Here is a 20,825-nt window from a genome sequence, read left to right on the forward strand (position 1 = left end):
GTCAACATGACGAAAGCACTAATATTTTGACGAACGCTGACGATTTGGACAAAATTGATCGAAGAAAAATTGATGTAATTCAGGTTTACTCAATCAAAGCTTGCTCTATTCCTGTAAACTTTTCAAAATGATACATCAAGCTTTTTCAGTACTGAGGTTCCATGATAATACGGCGCTCTTCTTCTCCATATAGTAAAGAAGGAAAACCACCAAAGCATTTGATATGATAAGACCAGAACTTATGTCAGGGAGCTGGAGCAAGTGTATATTATCGCACATAGAGGGTCATCAAGCGCAGCCCCAGAAAATACAATCGCTGCGTTTGATGTAGCTGTCGAGCAAGGAGCAGATTATATTGAATTAGACGTACAAATGACAATGGATCAGCACGTCGTCGTCATCCATGATGATACCGTTGATCGAACGACGAATGGAAACGGTTTAGTCAAAAGCTATACACTTGATCAGTTGAAAAAATTGGACGCAGGAAGCTGGTTTGACCACCAGTATACGAATGAACGAATTCCAACATTACAAGAAATTCTTGAAAGATACAGTCAGCGGATTGGGATATTGATCGAGATCAAACACCCAAAACGGCAGATAGGAATCGAAAAGGCCGTTGCCCGCATCATCAATCGGTTTGCCTATTCTCGTCATATCATGATTCAATCTTTTGATGTTCATGCACTACAAAGAATCAAAGCATTTGCCCCTTCTCTTCGCACAGCTTTGATTATAAAGCCCGATGCATTTAAACTAACGAAACGAAAGTTAACGACATACAGCTCGTTTGCAAATTGTCTTAATATGAAGAAAACGATGATCAATAGATGGTGGATAGACCGCATCCAAACATTCGGGATGGATGTGTTTATATGGACTGTAAAAGATCAAAAAACAGCGGATCGAATCAAAAAATATCCAATTGATGGTGTGGTAACCGATAACCCGCTATTTTTTCAAAAGGAGAAATGATGCAGATGAAAACTTATTTCGCCGTTTTTATCGGTGGATTGATTGGTACACTTTGCAGATATGAACTAAGTCAAACTGTCATCAGCCAGACATTCCCCTATGCAACGATGATTGAAAACATTTCCGGCAGCCTGCTTCTTGGTTTTGCGACAGGATACTTTCTATTTCAGAAAGGAAAAAAAGATCTTGCAGCTTTGATTGGAACAGGTTTTTGCGGCGGGTTTACGACCATGTCCACCTTTTCTAAAGAGACAGTTCTTCTGTTACAGGCAGGGCAGTTCAATTTAAGTATGATGTACATCCTGCTCTCAGTCATTGCTGGAGTAGCCGCTGCTTTAGCTGGCCTGATCCTTGCTGAACGGCTCTTTCATCAAAATAAGCAGCAGAAAGGAAGCAGATAAATGATTGTTTTTTGTACAGCTGTAGCTGGAGGGATCGGTAGTGCATGTCGTTTCTTCATCAGCCAAACAATCCAGAAAACTCCATCCCATGCCCTTTTCCCGTACAGTATTATTTTCATTAATTTATTAGGTGCAGCCGGTTTGGGTTTTCTCACAGGAGCTTTAACGTCCAATCATCCACTGCTAGTGATCATAGGAACCGGTTTTTTTGGCGGCTTTACCACATTCTCTACGTTTAGTGTAGAATCTGCGACGATGCTGATGCAGCGTCAAATAGGAAAGCTTGCTGCCTATTTACTTGTGACAATTATCGGCTCTTTATGCCTTTTTGCGGCGTTTTATCAAATAGGACAACTTCTGTTTTAAATATCTGTGATGGCAGCTAGGCTGATGAGCAGTTGATCCATCAGCTGTCGCTTCATTAAAAATAGTGTCTTCTCACTATAGCCGATTTCGATTGCACATTTTGCCATGCGCCAATCTCGAAAATACTTATAATCAATGAGCTGCTGCTCTATTTCATCCAATTCTTTTAAAGCCGTTTCAATACAAGCAACAATCAGTTCATACTGACTTTTCTGCTCTTCTAATTTTTGACGTGCCATATGATGATGTTGGAGAGAACTTCGTTTTTCAAGCTGTCTTTCAATATTTAAAATGGCTGCTTGATAGTTCTTGAAATTTTTTAAATGAAACTCAATACGTTTCATTGAGGTTTTTTTCTCCGTGATACTTGCTGTTTCATACCAGAGCATGTCCATCCCCCTTTTACGAACGTTTGTTCTTATTATATACGAACATATATTCTCAAAAAAGAGGCTAAATACCTAAAAAAACCTTGAGCTTATTTTTCGCTCAAGGTCATTTCATTTACTAACAGCGGCTCTTTTATATCAAGCCCTGTGCGTGTATTTTCTTTTTCTGATGATGTGACGCCTTTTTTCAGGTCGATCTTTTTCACATAGCGTCCATCCATCTCCAAGACCTTCATCCGAATATCATCAAGGTAAATGGATTGTCCTTCTCGGATATCAATGTTCTCATTTAAGATTAGCCCGCCTATCGTATCAATTTCTTCATCATGATATGACATTTCGATCAAATCTTGAACTTCCTCTAATCTCACTTTTCCATCTAATATATAATGATGCTCCGCTCTCTTTTGAATGACCGGCTGTTCATCTTCATCGAATTCATCTCGAATGTCTCCAACAATCTCTTCTAAAATATCCTCCGTTGTGACAAGTCCAGATGTCCCGCCATATTCATCCGTTAAAATCGCCATATGCATTCGATCGCGCTGCATCTTGACGAGAAGCTCTTGAATTGGAATCGTGTCAATCACTTCAATCACTGGATAAATATAATCTTGAAGCTTCAGTTGATCTTTTTCTCCTAGATACACAATATCTGCAAAGAGCTGCTTTTTGTTGAGCATGCCAATGACATGGTCTTTATCCCCTGAAAACACGGGGAAACGTGTGTACTTTTCCTTTGTCATGATCGCCAGTATTTCGTCTAACGGCATATCTTCTGGAATCGCACAAATTTCTCTTCGCGGTATCATAATTTCTCTTGCGATTCGATTATCAAAATCGAATATCTTGTTCATATAATTATACTCTGATGAGTTGATTTCCCCATTTTTTAAGCTTTCAGATAATAAAATCTTTAATTCCTCTTCGGAATGGGAATGTTCTTTTTCAGACCCCATATCGATACCCATCATTTTCGTTAGTACACGGGCTGACCCGTTCAACACATAAATGAAAGGGTACATAAGGATATAAAATGCATGCAGCGGTCCTGACAGCCAAAGCGTCATTTTTTCTGCCTTTTGTATGGCAAGTGTTTTTGGTGCAAGCTCGCCAACAACTACATGCAAAAAGGTAATAATAGAGAACGCAAGTGTTGCTGAGATCAGGCTGATTGCTGAATCAGGAATGTTTGTCAAACCAAAACCTCGAACTAAAAGTTCTTTTACTGCCGGTTTACCGATCCACCCTAAACCAAGGGATGTCACTGTAATACCGAGCTGACAGGCTGACAAATATTCATCTAGCCTTGATGTCACCTTTTTCGCCATGATAGCCTTTTTGGACCCTTCGGCAACAAGCTGATTAATTCTTGAACTTCTCACCTTTACAATGGCAAATTCAGATGCAACAAAGAAAGCTGTTAAAGCAATCAAAACTCCGACTATACTCAGATTAACAATATCGTCCATTTAACCTTGCTCTTTCTTAGAAGAACAAGGAGTCACCTCCTGATTGATGATGTTGTCTTTTGCAAAACGGTTAACTGATTAAATAAGACTACTTTGAGGGCCCCACTTAACCACCTCCGGTTCACGTAAAATCCGTCTCTCTACATATATATGAAACGGTATTCATTTTATCTTACCATAAATAATCTGAAAATTCCTGTATCGCTACAGTATTTTAGAGATGACAACCTAAATTGATGGAAATGCCCTTTGTTTCTTCATATTGGCAGGAAATCTGAACAATTATCTTGTATTTCAGACTCGAATTATATTAAACTATTTTCATAAACTATAACGTGACGGTTAGGAGGAGATGTTCAGATGGGGCTGAGAAAAAGTATCGTATTGGTGAACTAGCACAGATTGCACAGGTGACGAAACGAACTGTAGATTATTATACGAATCTAGGGTTGCTTGCGCCTGTTAGATCTTGCTCTAATTATCGTTATTACGATGAACATGCTTTAAAACGATTACAATTAATCGTTCTTTGCAAACAGCAGAGATTGGCTCTTTCTGACATCAAATCCAGATTAGATGAACAATTCCCTTCTCAAAAGGAAGAACATGACGAACTTGTCCATTTAACCTCTGATATCGATCGGATGAATGAGCATATGGACCGCATTTTGGCACGTTGTAAGCAGCTTCAGCCAGAACAACGTGAAAAACTAAAAGAGCAGCTTACTCCTGAAAAAATGACGGCTGTCCAATCATTTTTACTGCTGTTAAGTTAAAATTTTTACTAAACAGGAGGTGTTACCTTCGTTCTCAAAGTCAGAACGAAGGCCTTAATTGGACATAGTGAATTTACTCATAGTTGCTTTACTTATAGCTTTAACCGCGTTTTTCGTTGCATCGGAGTTTGCGATCATTCGCTTAAGAAGCTCAAGAATTGATCAATTAATTGCAGAAGGTAATAAAACAGCAGTTGCTGTCAAGCACGTCACGACTCACCTTGATGAGTATCTGTCGGCCTGTCAGCTCGGTATTACCATTACCGCCCTTGGGATTGGTTGGTTAGGGGAAGAAACAATTGCGCACATGCTTGCTCCACTATTTGTAGAGCTGTCGATTCCTCAATCAGCCAGTCATATTGTCACTTTTATTATTGCGTTTAGTATTATGACGTTTTTACACGTCGTGGTTGGAGAGCTTGCACCAAAAACACTCGCCATTCAAAAGGCTGAGCAAGTGTCCCTTCTATTTGCTAGACCGCTTATGATTTTTTACAAAGTGATGTTCCCTTTTATCTGGGTGTTAAATGGATCTGCTCGTTTATTAACGAAAGCATTTGGTCTTCAACAAGTATCTGAGCATGACATGGCGCACTCTGAAGAAGAATTGCGGATTATTTTATCAGAGAGCTATAAGAGCGGCGAGATTAACCAGTCTGAATTCAAATATGTGAATAAAATTTTTGAATTTGATGACCGTCTGGCGAAAGAAATTATGATTCCTCGTACCGAAGTCGTCAGCTTCCCTCATGATATTACGATTGAGGAAATGCTGAAAGTGACAAAGGTCGAGAAATATACACGTTATCCAATTGAAGATGGCGATAAAGACAACATCATCGGTGTTGTGAATATTAAAGAAGTACTCACTGCATGTATTAGTGGTGAATGTTCCACAAGTGATACGATCGAACATTTTGTAAACCCGATTATTCATGTAATTGAAACAGTTCCTGTTCATGATCTACTGCTTAAAATGCAGCGTGAGCGTGTACACATGGCCATTTTATCAGATGAATATGGCGGTACAGCAGGACTTGTAACGGTTGAAGACATCCTTGAAGAAATCGTCGGTGAGATTCGTGATGAATTCGATATTGATGAAATCAACGAAGTGCGTAAACTGGGAGAAGACCACTATATCTTTGATGGAAAGGTCCTTGTAGATCAAGTTAACCTGCTACTAGGTATTCAGCTTGATAACGAAGAAGTCGACACAATCGGCGGCTGGTTCCTTACACAAAAATATGAAGTCGAGAAAAATGACGCGATTCGTGAACAAGGCTATGAATTTATCATTAATGAAGTCGATGGACACCATGTGGCATACATCGAAGTCAAAAAACTAAACGAACAACTATTAGAAGCAGCTGAAGAAGGCGCTTCTTAAGAAAAAAACGACCCTTGCCTTAGCAAGTGGTCGTTTTCTTTATCCCTTTTCGATTAACTTAGCTTCAAGTTCTTTGATTCTTGTGTTTAATACTTCTGTCATCGCACCTAATCTTTCTTTTGGCGGCAGATGATCAAATTCAGACAGCTCAATCGGTTCACCAATGATTAAGCGCATTTTCCCCTTCTTAAAAAGGCTTTTCGCATTAGAAGGTCCTTTGTACGCTGCTGGTACGATTGGTGATTTGCCGAGCTGCGCAATCGTAACGGCCCCTCTTTTTAAAGGAACATCTTCTGTTGTACGTGTTCCGCTTGGAAAAATCCCAACGATTTTCCCCTCTTTTAATAATTTAATGGGCGTTTTAATACTGCTTGGCCCAGGATTCTCTCGATCAACTGGAAAAGCATGAATCTTCTTTAAAAATCCGCCGATCCATTTATTTGCAAACAATTCTTTTTTCGCCATGTAGTGGATCTCAAACGGAAGAATTCCTGCGCCTAATGCAAGAACATCCACAAAACCCTCATGCGTACAAGCAATGACAAACCCTCGGTCTGTTGGCAGATTCTCTTTTTGATATACTTTGATTCCGCCTCGGAGAGCAAAAAATGCTTTGACGGTATAGCCTGAAAATTTATACATAGTGCACTTCCTTTGTTTGAAGAATGAAGGATTTGTTTCTATTATAACAAATTTTTTATTACCTGGTACTAAAAACTTTCTCCTGCTGATAAAATAGAGACGGTTCACTAAAATCATCTTTTCACTTAAGATGACCGCTCCTTCTGTATTCAAGTATGTGTTTTTAGGAGAGAATAGAGGAAGAAATGTGTCCAAAATTGTCGTTTTTTGAGTTTTTTTCCTGATTTGTTCTATTGAAAACACTTTATAAATGATGCAAATTTCGCTATGATAAGGAGAAATGATTTTGATTCGGCGAAAGAGATGAGTAATGTACGGCCTATGAGAAGTTTCGTGCAACTTTATGCCTTTCTTATGCGTGTATAACATAGAGGGGAGAAAAATCAGTGACGATCGATGAAATTTATCAAATGTATATGAACGATGTTTACAGGTTTCTGCTCTCCATGACAAAAGACAAACATTTGGCAGAGGACTTATTGCAGGAAACCTTTATGCGTGCTTATATACATATTCATTCCTACGACCATAGCAAAGTGAAACCTTGGTTATTTCAGGTGGCACGAAATGCTTTTATTGATTATGTCAGGAAACATAAAAAAGAAGTGACCATATCGGATGATCTCATTGGCGGCCTTTTACAAACGTCTGTACAAAGTCCTGCTGAACAGATTGAAATAAAAGAAGTCCTCAACATGTATTTGGAGCAGCTTCCAGATAACTACAAGGAAGCGTTGACATTGTATTATTTAAAAGAACTGAATTACAAAGAAGCATCCAAGGTCATGAATATTACTGAAGCAAATTTTAAAAGTGTTTTATTTCGTGCAAGGCAGCGCCTAAAAGCACTATATAACAGAGGTGTTAATGATGAATGAAGAGTTTAATAAGCGATGGGAACAATATAATAATGGCGAGATGAACGAGGAAGAAATGATGGCGTTTGAAGAAGAGCTCGAAGAAAATGAAAAACGCTTAAGCCAAGAACTGAATGACTCAGATTGGACAGACTTCTCCATCAGTCCTGAAAAACAAAAAGCCATTTTACAATACGGAAAAAGAAAATCCTATTTACGTATTTCTGTGCTTGCTGTTATATCTACACTGATTATTTTACCGCTTTGTACACTAGGTAGTTATCTATACTACGGCGTTGGCGGAGCAGACAGTAAAGGCAATCATTTTATGGAAACGGCCGCTGTAACAGTCGCCCTAACAAAACCGAATGTCGCCATTGATATGAAGGATTTAAAAGGGCAAGTCAAACTGTTTGGTATGAACACAGAACTTAAGCTGCAAAAACAAATTGGCAATAAAACAGAAGCCATCGGTAGTGAACAAATCGAAATGTTTTTCGATAAATTAAAGCAGCCTACGATCTCTTATTATGGCGACAGCGCACGTAATACGGAGGATTTCTTTACGCACCCTTCGTCTCAGGCAGATACATCTAAAAAACAAACACTCACTACTCTAGACAAGCTACCTGAAGGAACAGTGAGTGAAGTGTATGTATCCTATGACAAAGCATACACACCGAAAGACGTGTATTCATTTGCTAAAAAATATGATATGAAAGTGCTTTGGAATGCGATAAAAACAGAAGATTCATTAAGTGGAAATCAGCGTCCAATCGGTTTTCCCGGGAAAGACTCTGAATTTTTAAAAGAGCTTCAGCACACATCAAAAACAGAGGTTGATCAGTTCAAAGATGCCCTCGCCTATGTCAACCAGCATCCATCCTGGGCAAAAACGATCTCTGGCAGACCTGAACTTGACCTCTCTAACAGAATACGCTACATCAATCAAAATGGTGTCACGGTTTACGGTTCTGTTGTCACAGGTCCTTCTAAAGAAATAGAGAAATTTGTGAAGACAAAACGCATTAAAACGGCCAAAGTGAGCGAGGTGGAATTATGGAATTGGTAAGAATTTTTAAAGAGCATAATGTGTTTGGCTGGATTTCGGTCGGCACCGCTATTTTATCGCTGCTCATGCTGAACCTCGCCATTATTAGCAATGTGACATTTTATTCGTTTCAAATGCTTCCTTTTGCAATGGCCGCAGTTCCATTCGGTGTGATTGAACTGTTCATTAAAAAAGGCCGCACTGGACCAGGTTTCCTAGGCGTCGTTCTGAATATTTTTGTCATCGTTTGTGTCTATGCGATCGTCTCCATTGATGTCGATCTTCAATTAGGTTTTTAATACTAAAAAAGCCAGTCATACTTGACTGGCTTTTTCTGTACACTCTTATTTTTTGTTTAATTCGGAGTGCTTTCTTGAATATAAGAAATAGACAACAAGCCCAATGGCAAGCCAGATTAAGAAACGAACAAATGTGATGGTGCCCAGCTTATAAATGAGCAGTCCGCAAGATAGAATAGCCAAGATTGGAATGAGCGGCACTGCGGGGCATCTGAATGCTCTCGGTAAATCAGGCTGTGTTTTTCTCATGACAATGACAGCAACTGAAATCAAAATGAAAGCTGAAAGTGTTCCGATGTTCACTAGACTTGCCAGCTCATCAAGCGGAATGAATCCACCCATTAATGCTGACAATGTTCCAAAGAAAAGAGTATTGATATAAGGTGTTTTATGTTTTGGATGAACCTTTGAAAGAACCTTTGGTACCAAGCCATCACGAGACATGGCAAACATGACACGTGTTTGGCCGTACAGCATGACAAGCATGACCGTGGTCATCCCTAAAATCGCCCCAACATCTACAATACCCGCCACCCAATTTTGACCGGCTACTTGTAAAACAAGAGACACTGGATGGGATACTCCCTCAAAGTTCATAAATGGAACAATGCCTGTCATGATCGCACTGACTACCACATACAACACGGTACAAATCAATAAGGAAGTGATGATTCCTCTTGGCAAGTTGCGGGATGGATTTTTTGTTTCCTCTGCCGCAGAAGCAACTGCATCAAATCCGATAAATGCAAAGAATACGAGAGCTGCTGCACTTAACACGCCTGAAGTTCCAAAAGGAACGAATGGTGTCCAGTTTTCAGGTTTTACATATTTCACAGCGACTAAAATAAAGAGCAGAATCACCGCAATTTTCATAATGACCATAATGTTGTTGACTCGTTTTGATTCTTTAATACCGAAGTAAAGCAAGAAGGTGATGATCATTAAAATAATAAATGCAGGAAGATTAAAATATGTCACTTGACCCTTTAAACCACCTGGTGCTGCTGTTAATTCAACCGGTATATGAATCCCTATCCCATTTAAAAACGACACAAAGTAGCCTGACCAGCCTGCTGAAACGGCACTAGCGGCTAGCATATATTCTAATATCAAATCCCAGCCAATGATAAACGCTAAAAATTCTCCCATAGATGCGTACGTAAATGTATAAACAGATCCTGATACTGGCACTGTGGAAGCGAATTCCGCATATGACAATGCCGCAAATAAACATGCAAGACCTGCAATCACAAATGATAAAACAAGTCCTGGTCCTGCTGTGACGGCGCCTGTACCTGTCAGAACAAATATCCCTGTACCGATAATCGCACCAATACCAAGCATCGTTAAGTCAAATGAACCTAATTCCTTTCTTAACGCTTTTTCCCCTTGTGTTGCCGCAATTAGCTCTGAAATGCTCTTCTTTCTAAACAACGAATTGCTCATACCATCACTCCCAAAACTTAGTATCCGTCTAAAGACGCCACCACTTCGTAATTCACTTTATTTTCTGAATATTTAGATTTAATTTAGCGCAATAAATTAGTGGCGTAAAATTATTATATATGAAAATTAAAAAATGAAAACACTTTTTTTCGAAATAGAGTGAAAATTCTTATTTATCAACAAAATATTTGTCAATCATCAGGGTAGATTTTCTTCAATCTTTATTCAAATCATAGCTTGGCTTCTTCTATTTATTATACAACATACAAAATTATACTTTTTTGATATAATTTTTATAAAGTGAAAATAAAATTATTCTTTTGATAACTTGTCTTCACTTTTGCTTATTTAAAAGCCTTTAGACTCATAGAGAGCTATGATAAAGGACTGATTTAGCTGCGCAAACGATATACAAAAAAAGAGACTGCCTAGTAAGCAGTCTCTTAAGATCCATTATTAGTTTACAAATGTCTTTGCGCCAAGGTAAATTGGCTTCCAATAGCTTGAAGTCATATCGCTGATCGTCACACCATCAGAAGCAGCGTGGATAAACTTGTTGTTCCCAAGGTAGACACCCATGTGAGATGGGCCAGATTTATAGGTTGTAAAGAAGACAAAATCTCCAACTTTAGGTGTTGAGACGCTTTTCATTGATCCCCAAAAACCTTCAGTCGTTTGTCTTGAAATCTTTGTTTGTTTGTTAATGATATACCACATAAAACCGCTGCAATCAAAGCCTTTCGGTGTCGTTCCACCCCATTTATATGGTGTACCGTTTTGTGCTTTCGCATCTGCTACGAGTTTAGACGTGTTTAAAGAAGAAGTAGCAACTGTTTTTTCTTTGACAGGTGTTGGTTTCACTTTGGACGTCTTTTTCACTTTCAGCTTTTGTCCAATTTTAATCAGATCTGTTTTGAGTTTATTTAACGATTTCAGCTCTTTCACTGTCATTCCATATTTTTTGCCGATTTTAGATAAAGTATCACCTTTGACAACTTTATGAGTGGCTGTCGCTGAAGACGCTTTTACTTTTGTTGTTGTTTTTGATGTTTTCGTTACCTTTTTTGAAGAAGTACCATTCACTTTTAAAGTTTGTCCAACATAAATCGTGTTAGATTTCAACTTATTGTCTGATTTAATCTTACTCACGGTTGTTTTGTATTTTTTCGCTAGAACAGAAAGAGAGTCACCTTTTTGAACCTTTACTGATTGTGCTGAGGCAGCTCCGGCAAATAATGTCGTCCCAAGTAGAACTGCACTTGCAGCTGTGATCAATTGTTTTTTCATTTGTTCCTCCTGTATGTTTCTATCGTGATCCGAATTTTTATCTACTTTCTATTATAAGGATCGAATACCAGAAGAAATAGTCTTGACTTCCTACGACATTATGCTTATTAATTCGGCAAAAATTATTTTTTTTTAGGGTTCTTTTTATTTCATTTTTATTACACAATCATGACAAAACAAATGCATCTTGTCATAGATAAATCATACATTCATTTCTCTTTTTGGTTCATTCTATGTAAAGTGGACCTTTACAATTTTAAAGTGAACTTTACGGTGCTGTCATTTGGAATCCACACTTCTGCTCTACCATTGTAAACGTGAGAGCGATACATAAACAATGAGGAGGCAAAATGAATGAGTGTGTTGAAAAGCTCGAAAACGAAAATAGCTGCAATCGCAGCCGCATCAGTGTTATCGATTGGTATTTTTTCAGGAATTGAATTTGGACAGGCTGACAAAGCTGAGGCTAAAAAGAAACCAAAAAATGACGTACAAAATGTGATCGTGCTCATTGGAGATGGCATGGGAACACCTTACCTTTCAACTTACCGCTCATTTAAACACAACGGTGATCTTTCCAAGCAAACAGCGTTTGACCCTTACCTCACTGGCATGCATAAAACATACCCTGATGATTCTAAAAGTAACATTACTGATTCAGCAGCAGCTGGTACAGCCATGGCAACTGGTCAAAAGACATACAACAACGCCATTGGTGTAAACAAAAATGGCAAAAAACTAAAAACAGTATTAGAAGAAGCAAAACGCAAAGGAAAGTCTACTGGTCTCGTCGTCACATCTGAATTAACCAATGCGACACCTGCTGCGTATGCCGCCCACGATGTGTCTAGAAAAAACACAGCAGCCATTGCTGATGATTTCTTCGATGAGAAAATTGGCAAACAGCATACAGTCGATGTCATGCTTGGCGGAGGACTGATCGATTTTGTCCGAAAAGATCGTGATTTGACGAAAGAATTTCAAAAAGCAGGCTATCGTTACGTAACCAATAAAGCTGACTTACAAAAAAACAAACAGCAAAAATTGTTAGGCATTTTTGCTGACGGTGGTCTCGATAAAGCAATTGATCGTGATAAAACGACCCCTTCTTTGCAAGACATGACATCCTCAGCCATCAAACAGCTGTCTAAAAACAAAAAAGGATTTTTCCTCATGGTTGAAGGCAGTCAAATTGACTGGGCTGGACATGACCACGATATTGTCAGTGCGATGAGTGAGATGAAGGATTTTGAAAAAGCATTTGAAGAAGCCATTCGTTTCGCAAAAAAGGATAAAAATACATTAGTCATCACGACAGCAGATCATTCAACTGGCGGCCTTTCCTTCGGGGCAGACGGCTCGGGAAGCTGGGATTATCAGCCTGTCAAAGCAGCAAAGAAGACACCTGATTTTATTGCAAACAAAATTGTTGGGGGTATGACGGTCGAGACTGCGCTCAAACAATACATCGACCTTGATTTCTCAAAAGAGGAAATCGCCTCTATTCAAAAGGCAGCTGAAACAAAAGATCCTGTTCAAATTGATGATGCCATCGAAAAGGTCATCAATACGAGGTCTCATACAGGCTGGACCACATCGGGTCATACAGGGGATGAAGTACCATTTTATGCTTATGGACCAACAAGTGAGCAGCTAAAAGGGCTCATGGAAAATACAGATCAAGCGAAACACATTTTCAAACTGCTGAAAAACCAATAAAGTGCTAATCACAAAAAAAGATGTCTAGTCGTAGACATCTTTTTTGATCATTAAGTGAGATACTTCCTATGAACCCCTTTTCCATCGTATGAAAACATCACTTCTTTTCCTTCAAGAACTGACTCGATATGCACACTTCTTCCCCATAGCTGATACAAATATGGAAGCACCTTTTCTAAGTATTTGAGATCGAGCTCAATGCCTTCATACCAATGTTTAATATAGAGTTCATTGTTTTTTAAATAGTCGCCATCGATGACTGTCAAATACGGAAAGCCGCCATTGACCCTCATGCTGACTAGCTGATCACGGACTGCCTTCCATTCTTTATCAATGACTTTATAGTCTCTCCCCTGCTTTTGAAACAAGTACAAATCTTCCCTCATCACAAGGTCTTTCGTTAAGTAATTTCGAATAAAAGAAATGTCTGATTCAATTTCTCGCACTTCAAACATTTTGCTGCGACCGGACCCTTCCGTCACTCCTGCTTTTTTTAATTCCTCGCATGGATGATCGTAGCGCTCTTCAATATCTTCAAAAATCTTCAGCCCTAAATAGTAAGGATTGATTCCTGTCTTAGATGGCTGCACGACACCTGCATTTAATTTGGCAAATTCAATCGATTCACTTGAATCTAAATCAAGTTCACGCATAATCCGCTGGTGCCAATACGATGCCCAGCCTTCATTCATGATTTTCGTTTCTAGCTGTGGCCAAAAATAGAGCATTTCCTCTCTCAGCATCGTCAGCACATCCCGCTGCCAAGGCTCTAGCTCCCGGGAGTGTGCCTCGATAAAGAGCAAAATATCTTTTTCTGGCTTTGGGGGGAATTGCTTGATCGTTTTCTTTTTCTCACGTGTTTTTGATTCATCCATTCCCCACAAATCATCATATGGCGTTTGACGTTTTGGTTTGTCCTCTTCATATTCATCTTCATCGTCGAGATTCCAGCTTAATTTTGAACGAACAAGCGACGGATCAATATGCTCCTGCAATGCCAATACAGCATCTAAAAAAGACTCGACTTCTTTTGTACCGTGGATATGTTCATATTCTTTAATTCGCTCTGCTGCCGCTGACATACTTTCCACCATATCTCGTTTTGTGTTTTGGAAACGGCAGTTGTTTTTAAAGAAATCGCAGTGTGCCAAGACATGAGCCACAATTAGTTTATTTTGAACAAGCGAATTGTTATCAAGGAGAAAGGCATAGCAAGGATTTGAATTAATCACCAGCTCATAAATTTTGCTTAATCCTAAATCATAATGAAGCTTCATTTTGTGAAATTGCTTTCCAAAGCTCCAGTGGCTAAATCGTGTTGGCATGCCATATGCACCGAATGTATAAATAATCTCCGCGGGACAGATTTCATACCTCATCGGATAAAAATCTAGACCAAATCCTTCTGCAATTTCTGTAATTTCATCAATGGCTCGTTGTAAAAGACGCTTTTCAGTTACGCTCAAGGAAACCATCCCTCCTCATCGGACTTATCCCTACTATATGAGCGTACCTAAAAAAACATGATGTTCAGCCAGTTGTTTAGACGACTTCCATTTCTTTCATGGACTGCCCGCCGAACGCTTCAAAATGGATATTCTCTTCTGGGATGTCCATCGCTTTTAGAATAAGGATCATCTCTTGAGTAAATGCTGGAGAACCGCAAACATAAAATTGGCCTTTTCCTTCACCAATGACTGATTGAAGGAAAGGTCGGTCAATCCGCGTAGCCACCTTCTCAACCAGCTCACTCTTTCCACTCTTTTCAAATTGTTCGTTACAAAGGATAATACGCCCCTCTGGAGATGAAGTGAGAACGTGTTCAAACTCTTGTTCGAAAGCGGTTACATCCTCTAGTCTGTCTGCATGAATCATCGTGAATGGCTGATTGTTATGCGACGCTGTTTTCACTAAACCAATCATTGGTGTGACACCAGAACCGGCACTAATCAAATAAACGGGTTCTTTTGTGTCATCTTGCAAGCAGAACATTCCCTGCGGCATACTGACGTGAAGAATATCGCCTTCTCTCATTTCATCATGCAGGAATGTGGAGACATGCCCATCTCGTTTCACGGTGATGCGATAGTAAGATGGGTGATATTGATCTGATAAACTGTATTGTCTGCTGCATACATAGGCTTCACCCGGCATATCTACCTGCACCGTAATGTATTGACCAGCTTCATACATTGGTAGCTCAGATTCATCCTCTGGTACGAAATAAAAGGAAATGAGTGATGGAGATTCTTGTTTCTTTTTCTTCAGAATAAACGGTTTGACATCTGCCCATCCACCCGTTTGTTTCACATTTTCAGCCATCATTTCTGCCTCAATGGTGATGAATATATTCGCAATGATGTCATATGCAGCCTTCCAAGCCAACAATGTGTCATCTTCCTCTGATAACCCAAATACCTCTTTCATTGCTTCAAGAAGGTGATATCCGACGATTGGGTACTGCTCTTTTTTCACCATGACACTGACATGCTTATGGGCAATTTGTTTCACAGCAGGTAACAAGTCTGCCAAGCGATCAATGTGCAGTGCAGCTTGATAGAGTGTTGCGGCAAGCGCCTCTGGCTGGCTTCCATTCATGAGATTTGTTTTATTAAACTGATTGAGTAGCTCTGGGTGCTGTCTAATCATATTTTGATAAAAAACAGTCACAAGTTTTGTTCCCTCAGCTTTTAGAAGAGGGGCTGATTGTTTTATGGCATTCATTTGATCTGTGGATAACATCGTTATTCCTTCTTTCAAAAGATGTATTTTAAATACATCTTTATCGTAATGGATGACAGCTTATAAAAGCAATATTTAAAATGCATGTTTTAAATGTTGTCACATTTAGTACTTTCTCGAACAGTTTTTGTCTAAAATGTGTTACGATGATACAAAACTCTATTAGGTTTAGAGGTCGTCCAAATGAAACTTACGAATTATACAGATTTCTCATTAAGGGTACTCATTTATTTAGCTTCGAGAGAAAACAATGAACTGTCAAATATTCAGCAGATTGCCGATATTTATGGCATTTCGAAAAATCACCTGACAAAGGTCATTTACCATCTAGGAAAACGTGGTTATGTAGAAACGATCCGCGGAAGAAATGGTGGAATTAGGCTGGGGAAAAGCCCAGAAAGCATTAATATTGGTGAGGTTGTCCGCTATACAGAGGATGATTTAGTCATGGTTGAATGCTTTGATCCGAAGAAAAACAGCTGTATTATCTCCCCGATTTGTTCATTAAAGCACGTACTTCATGAAGCTCTCACTGCTTATTTACGCGTTCTTGACCAATACACATTAAGTGATTTAACACAAAACAAAGATGCTCTAAGAGAGCTTCTGCTCTAAGGCGAAAGAATTTATTTCTTTCGTCTTTTTCTTTACCTCCTTGTAATAATAATTTATTTAAAATTATTATAAATAAATATTGACTATCATGTTTGATTCAATATAATTAGGGTATATAGATTGCTAGAAACCATTTTTTGTTTACAGGAGGAGAAAAAGAATGACAAATTCTAATCATAAAAATTTGACGACGAATCAAGGCGTGCCAGTTGGCGATAATCAAAACTCAAGAACTGCTGGTCACAGAGGGCCTTCATTTCTTGATGATTACCATTTGATTGAAAAACTTGCACACTTTGACCGTGAACGTATTCCAGAGCGTGTTGTTCATGCAAGGGGCGCCGGCGCTTATGGTGTGTTTGAAGTAGAAAATAGCATGGAGAAACATACAAGAGCAGCCTTCTTAAGTGAAGAAGGAAAACAAACAGACGTTTTTGTCCGTTTCTCAACGGTTATTCACCCTAAAGGTTCACCTGAAACATTACGTGACCCTCGTGGTTTCGCTGTCAAATTTTATACAGAAGAAGGCAACTATGATCTAGTTGGGAACAACTTGCCGATCTTCTTCATTCGTGATGCACTCAAATTCCCTGACATGGTTCACTCTCTCAAGCCAGATCCTGTAACCAACATTCAAGATCCTGACCGTTATTGGGATTTTATGACGTTAACACCTGAATCCACTCACATGCTCACATGGCTATTCTCTGACGAAGGTATTCCTGCGAACTACGCTGAAATGCGCGGTTCTGGTGTTCATACGTTTAGATGGGTAAACAAATACGGAGAAACAAAATATGTGAAATATCACTGGAGACCATCAGAAGGCATTCGCAATTTATCAATGGAAGAAGCTGCAGAAATTCAAGCAAACGACTTCCAGCATGCGACAAGAGACTTGTATGATCGTATTGAAAAAGGAAATTATCCAGCATGGGATCTTTACGTTCAGCTTATGCCGCTCAGTGATTATGATGAACTAGATTATGATCCATGTGATCCGACGAAGACGTGGAGCGAGGAAGATTATCCGCTGCAAAAAGTGGGCCGCATGACACTGAACCGCAATCCAGAAAATTTCTTTGCTGAAACAGAGCAAGCTGCTTTCACGCCAAGTGCCCTAGTACCAGGAATTGAAGCATCTGAAGACAAACTGCTTCAAGGTCGTTTGTTCTCTTATCCTGACACGCAGCGTCACCGCCTAGGTGCAAACTACATGCGCATCCCAGTGAACTGTCCTTATGCGCCTGTACACAATAACCAACAGGATGGCTTTATGACAACAACTCGTCCAAGCGGTCATATCAACTATGAACCAAACCGTTATGAAGATCAGCCAAAAGAAAACCCTCACTACAAAGAAAGTGAACCAGTTCTTCATGGTGACCGTATGGTGAGACAAAAAATTGAAAAACCAAATGATTTCAAACAAGCTGGAGAAAAATATCGAAGCTACTCTGAAGAAGAGAAACAAGCATTGATCAAAAACCTGACAGCTGACTTGAAAGGCGTAAATGAAAAAACGAAATTACTTGCGATCTGCAACTTCTATCGTGCAGATGAAGATTATGGACAGCGTTTAGCGGATTCACTCGGTGTGGATATTCGTTCATATCTTCAAGGAAGCATGAAATAAATCTTCTTTTCAGCTGGAGCACCTCTTTTTAAAAGAGGTGCTTTTTTATAACCGAAATATGTTAATACTAATCAAATGACCCGTCACTGGATGAAAATAAATTTCTGCATGTGCTGCAAATCGTGTGGAGCCTTCCTTCACGGTCACGCGAAACACATCTTTTGTTTGATCTTCATTCACTTGTGTACGTCCAATGTAATGATAATCGTTTAAAGCGGCGCCTTCATATTCATCTTGCAAGGCAGTATACGCAAGTCTTTCCCAATTCTCTGCCGGCTGCACAGCTGCTTGTGAAGATGGATGAACCATGAGACTGCCAAATAAAACAATTCCTGCTGCAAAAAGCATCCATAATTTCGGGTGCATAATATCAATATTCTCACTTTCATGTCTATTTTGTTTAGGTTTTGCTGGTTGGTTCTTTTTCATACATCAAGCATTTATTCAGCCTATAATTCCCGGTACCCAGTTTATGCAGACACCAACTTTTCCCCTGAAAAAGTCGACCTGATCCGAGCAAACTAATGAGGACTTCTCAAGGGAAAGGAGAAGGTTTAATGAATGTGGCAGATTATGATAAGGCACTTTATTATACGCATCGCTCGCAATGGGATAATTTACTTATTCTTATGGTCCGTACGCAAGATGATTTGCTCTCGAAACGTATTGAGCATTTCTTACATGCGTATCAATTTAACCGGAACGATGCAGATGTTGAAAAATGTTTATATGGACTCCTGCAGTATATCGACCATGCTTCAGAAGCTGCCGTTGCTGAAGCATATGCTGAACCAATGTACACATAAAGGAAAAGGTTGATTTTCGATTGTTGACAAAGGGCTAAAATGAACTTTATTTTAGCTCTTTGTTTTCAGCCTTTTACTAACCGCCTTTCATAAAGAAGAAAAGACTTCATGAGAAATACTCATGAAGTCTTTTGAAATGTCACTGTTTACAAAAGCTCTTTCGGCTGATTTTTTTGATATTCTACTGCATAGAGAGCGGCCTGAGTTCGATCTGCCAGCTCTAACTTTGATAACACATGAGACACGTGAGTTTTCACAGTCTTTTCAGAAATAAAAAGCGATGAGGCAATTTCTTTGTTACTTTTCCCTTTCGCGATTTCAAATAAGACATCACGTTCTCTATTGGTCAGTTCGTTCATCAATGCCCATTTCTGCTCTTTAGGTTCAGTTAGATGCTGGACGAGAAACGTCGTAATATGACCGTCTAATTGATACGTACCATTTTGCACCTCAATCATTGTCGTGAGAAGCTTTTCAGGTGCTACATCCTTGAGCTGATAAGCCTTCGCTCCCGCTTGGATAGCAGGGATCACATAGTCCTTATCTGCATAGCTTGTCAGAATGACAATGCGGACATCCGGCATATCCAGCGTCATTTGCTTTGTCGCCTCAATTCCATTCATTACAGGCATAGAGAGATCCATCAAGACAATGTCAGGCTTTGTTTGCCTAACTACCTGCAGTGCCTCTTCCCCATTGGATGCCTCACCGACGATGTCTACATCTGGCTGAGTTTGCAAGAAAAAGACCAGCCCTTTTCTGACAATATGATGATCATCTGCAATAACTACCCTCATGACAATCCCTTCCTTTCTTGAGAAAATGGTACTTTCACATCAATCGTCGTTCCCTTACCTAGCTCAGAATTGATGCAAAATGTACCGCCTGCTCTTCGGATACGATCAGCCATCCCTTTCAGCCCAAATGAAGGAAGACTCATTTGTTCATCATACTGAAATCCCTTTCCCTGATCGATGATTTTCATACCAAACGTATCTCCTGATTGCTCCAGTTTGACCTCTACTTTCTCAACGCCCGCATGCTTTTGGCAGTTATTTAGAGCTTCTTGACATACGCGAAATAAAGTCTCGTGCTTTGAATGATCTATTTCCATACAGCCTGATAAAGACAATGAACAATTTAGACCTAAAAGCTGTGCATACTCTTCAATCGCTGTCGTAAATCCTTTTTCAAGTCCTTTTGGTCTTAACTGCCATATGAGTGAACGCATTTCAATGAGGGCATCTTGTGATAAATGCTGAATAAAATCAATCATTTCCCCTAAATGTTGATCACTTGTCATTTGACGCGCTGCCTTTGCAGTCAAACTCACGGAAAACAGCATTTGATTCACAGAATCGTGTAAATCCTGCGCAAGCCGGTTTCGTTCTTCTAGCAGTGCATGCTGCTGCTCATTTTGCACAAGCTTCATGCGCTGAATAGCCGTACCTATTTGCAGTGCAATACTTTCAAGCAGATTCAGCTCCTCCTGTGTAAATGTGACCTTCCCTTTTGCCGCCACATTTAATAAGCCAAACGTACGCTTACATGCTTGGAGCGGAACGGTTGCATGATGGGTAATTCCTTCTGTATCTCCAAGCTTTTGCTCAATCGCCGTTTCAATCCGTTTACAATTGATGATATTGGTCGCTGATTGCAGTGAGCCTTTCGTGTAGCGGTTGATGCAATAGCAATCGTTTTGACACATGAGCTCTTTTTGATGCTTTGCCAGCGCTTCGGGTAAGGAAACCTCTGCCATCAGTTCGTACGAGCCGTCTTTTTCTATAAAATAAATCCATGCGGAGTGAAAGCCTGTGACATCCATCAGCATATGGAGCACTTCATGAAGTGTATCTTTCATTTCAGTGCCTTCATTCAGCTTTTCAGCAATTTCTTTTAACGTTTTTAATGTTTCAACCTTCTCCTGATATTCTCCCATTCTGTTTACCCCCG

General features: G+C 39.5%; 22 protein-coding genes. 12 read left to right on the forward strand and 10 right to left on the reverse strand.

Features of this window, described 5'->3' with window-relative positions:
- Positions 1–261 precede the first annotated feature (261 nt).
- From ACSBQP_RS07985 to ACSBQP_RS07995, 3 genes are read left to right on the forward strand one after another with little or no spacing between them, the layout of a single operon-like run.
- Positions 262–978 (forward strand): glycerophosphodiester phosphodiesterase, encoded by a 717-nt coding sequence (locus tag ACSBQP_RS07985; protein ID WP_250027056.1) that lies wholly within the window; start codon positions 262–264, stop codon positions 976–978.
- Positions 978–1,379, forward strand: coding sequence for a fluoride efflux transporter CrcB (gene crcB, locus ACSBQP_RS07990; RefSeq protein WP_017366925.1), 402 nt, complete (start codon positions 978–980; stop codon positions 1,377–1,379). The genes ACSBQP_RS07985 and crcB overlap by 1 nt, the downstream gene beginning before the upstream one ends.
- Positions 1,380–1,745 (forward strand): CrcB family protein, encoded by a 366-nt coding sequence (locus ACSBQP_RS07995; RefSeq protein ID WP_046527367.1) that lies wholly within the window; start codon positions 1,380–1,382, stop codon positions 1,743–1,745.
- Here ACSBQP_RS07995 and ACSBQP_RS08000 read toward each other — a convergent pair.
- On the reverse strand, positions 1,742–2,134 hold the full coding sequence (locus ACSBQP_RS08000) for a hypothetical protein (protein WP_017360342.1): 393 nt from the start codon (positions 2,132–2,134) through the stop codon (positions 1,742–1,744). The two genes, ACSBQP_RS07995 and ACSBQP_RS08000, sit on opposite strands and share 4 nt — an antisense overlap.
- Before the next feature lie 89 nt (positions 2,135–2,223).
- Positions 2,224–3,606, reverse strand: coding sequence for a hemolysin family protein (locus ACSBQP_RS08005; RefSeq protein WP_025207018.1), 1,383 nt, complete (start codon positions 3,604–3,606; stop codon positions 2,224–2,226).
- Positions 3,607–3,941: 335 nt separating this feature from the next.
- Between ACSBQP_RS08005 and ACSBQP_RS08010 the strand changes: the two genes are divergently transcribed.
- On the forward strand, positions 3,942–4,382 hold the full coding sequence (locus tag ACSBQP_RS08010; protein ID WP_076821966.1) for a MerR family transcriptional regulator: 441 nt from the start codon (positions 3,942–3,944) through the stop codon (positions 4,380–4,382).
- Positions 4,383–4,440: 58 nt separating this feature from the next.
- Positions 4,441–5,772, forward strand: coding sequence for a hemolysin family protein (locus ACSBQP_RS08015; RefSeq protein ID WP_007497105.1), 1,332 nt, complete (start codon positions 4,441–4,443; stop codon positions 5,770–5,772).
- A 39-nt stretch (positions 5,773–5,811) separates the two neighbouring features.
- Here the strand turns inward: ACSBQP_RS08015 and ACSBQP_RS08020 are convergent, their stop codons facing one another.
- Positions 5,812–6,414, reverse strand: coding sequence for a lysophospholipid acyltransferase family protein (locus ACSBQP_RS08020; protein WP_017360344.1), 603 nt, complete (start codon positions 6,412–6,414; stop codon positions 5,812–5,814).
- Positions 6,415–6,800: 386 nt separating this feature from the next.
- On the opposite strand from ACSBQP_RS08020, the gene ACSBQP_RS08025 reads away from it, so the two are divergent.
- From ACSBQP_RS08025 to ACSBQP_RS08035, 3 genes are read left to right on the forward strand one after another with little or no spacing between them, the layout of a single operon-like run.
- Positions 6,801–7,292 (forward strand): sigma-70 family RNA polymerase sigma factor, encoded by a 492-nt coding sequence (locus ACSBQP_RS08025; RefSeq protein WP_008348979.1) that lies wholly within the window; start codon positions 6,801–6,803, stop codon positions 7,290–7,292.
- Positions 7,285–8,343, forward strand: a complete 1,059-nt coding sequence (locus tag ACSBQP_RS08030) for an anti-sigma factor (RefSeq protein WP_024719964.1) — start codon at positions 7,285–7,287, stop codon at positions 8,341–8,343. The genes ACSBQP_RS08025 and ACSBQP_RS08030 overlap by 8 nt, the downstream gene beginning before the upstream one ends.
- On the forward strand, positions 8,331–8,621 hold the full coding sequence (locus ACSBQP_RS08035; protein WP_008348984.1) for a hypothetical protein: 291 nt from the start codon (positions 8,331–8,333) through the stop codon (positions 8,619–8,621). The genes ACSBQP_RS08030 and ACSBQP_RS08035 overlap by 13 nt, the downstream gene beginning before the upstream one ends.
- Before the next feature lie 45 nt (positions 8,622–8,666).
- Here ACSBQP_RS08035 and ACSBQP_RS08040 read toward each other — a convergent pair whose 3' ends face one another.
- Positions 8,667–10,067 (reverse strand): amino acid permease, encoded by a 1,401-nt coding sequence (locus ACSBQP_RS08040; protein WP_008348986.1) that lies wholly within the window; start codon positions 10,065–10,067, stop codon positions 8,667–8,669.
- Positions 10,068–10,523: 456 nt separating this feature from the next.
- On the reverse strand, positions 10,524–11,354 hold the full coding sequence (locus ACSBQP_RS08045; protein ID WP_008348987.1) for a C40 family peptidase: 831 nt from the start codon (positions 11,352–11,354) through the stop codon (positions 10,524–10,526).
- Positions 11,355–11,708: 354 nt separating this feature from the next.
- Here ACSBQP_RS08045 and ACSBQP_RS08050 point away from each other — a divergent pair, with 354 nt between their 5' ends.
- Complete coding sequence (locus tag ACSBQP_RS08050) at positions 11,709–13,073, forward strand: alkaline phosphatase (RefSeq protein WP_008348991.1); 1,365 nt, start codon at positions 11,709–11,711, stop codon at positions 13,071–13,073.
- Between the two features lie 50 nt (positions 13,074–13,123).
- Here the strand turns inward: ACSBQP_RS08050 and ACSBQP_RS08055 are convergent, their stop codons facing one another.
- Complete coding sequence (locus tag ACSBQP_RS08055) at positions 13,124–14,548, reverse strand: SpoVR family protein (RefSeq protein ID WP_411859175.1); 1,425 nt, start codon at positions 14,546–14,548, stop codon at positions 13,124–13,126.
- Positions 14,549–14,615: 67 nt separating this feature from the next.
- Positions 14,616–15,815, reverse strand: a complete 1,200-nt coding sequence (locus tag ACSBQP_RS08060) for a globin domain-containing protein (protein ID WP_008348994.1) — start codon at positions 15,813–15,815, stop codon at positions 14,616–14,618.
- Between the two features lie 183 nt (positions 15,816–15,998).
- On the opposite strand from ACSBQP_RS08060, the gene ACSBQP_RS08065 reads away from it, so the two are divergent.
- Complete coding sequence (locus ACSBQP_RS08065; RefSeq protein WP_007497090.1) at positions 15,999–16,430, forward strand: Rrf2 family transcriptional regulator; 432 nt, start codon at positions 15,999–16,001, stop codon at positions 16,428–16,430.
- Positions 16,431–16,590: 160 nt separating this feature from the next.
- Positions 16,591–18,066, forward strand: coding sequence for a catalase (locus ACSBQP_RS08070; RefSeq protein ID WP_203085379.1), 1,476 nt, complete (start codon positions 16,591–16,593; stop codon positions 18,064–18,066).
- Between the two features lie 45 nt (positions 18,067–18,111).
- Here ACSBQP_RS08070 and ACSBQP_RS08075 read toward each other — a convergent pair whose 3' ends face one another.
- A complete protein-coding gene (locus ACSBQP_RS08075) occupies positions 18,112–18,495 on the reverse strand; it encodes a YqzG/YhdC family protein (protein ID WP_008348999.1) in 384 nt (127 codons plus the stop codon).
- A gap of 128 nt (positions 18,496–18,623) precedes the next feature.
- Between ACSBQP_RS08075 and ACSBQP_RS08080 the strand changes: the two genes are divergently transcribed.
- Positions 18,624–18,872, forward strand: a complete 249-nt coding sequence (locus tag ACSBQP_RS08080) for a YhdB family protein (protein WP_008349000.1) — start codon at positions 18,624–18,626, stop codon at positions 18,870–18,872.
- 146 nt (positions 18,873–19,018) lie between these two features.
- Here ACSBQP_RS08080 and ACSBQP_RS08085 read toward each other — a convergent pair whose 3' ends face one another.
- A complete protein-coding gene (locus ACSBQP_RS08085) occupies positions 19,019–19,669 on the reverse strand; it encodes a response regulator (protein ID WP_277687824.1) in 651 nt (216 codons plus the stop codon).
- Positions 19,666–20,811: a GAF domain-containing sensor histidine kinase gene (locus ACSBQP_RS08090; RefSeq protein WP_435028307.1), complete on the reverse strand. Its 1,146-nt coding sequence runs from the start codon at positions 20,809–20,811 to the stop codon at positions 19,666–19,668. Before ACSBQP_RS08090 ends, ACSBQP_RS08085 begins: the two co-directional genes overlap by 4 nt.
- Positions 20,812–20,825 lie beyond the last annotated feature (14 nt).

Source organism: Bacillus sp. G402 (genome assembly GCF_051172515.1).
In the GTDB taxonomy this organism is placed as follows: Bacteria; Bacillota; Bacilli; order Bacillales; family Bacillaceae; genus Bacillus; species Bacillus altitudinis.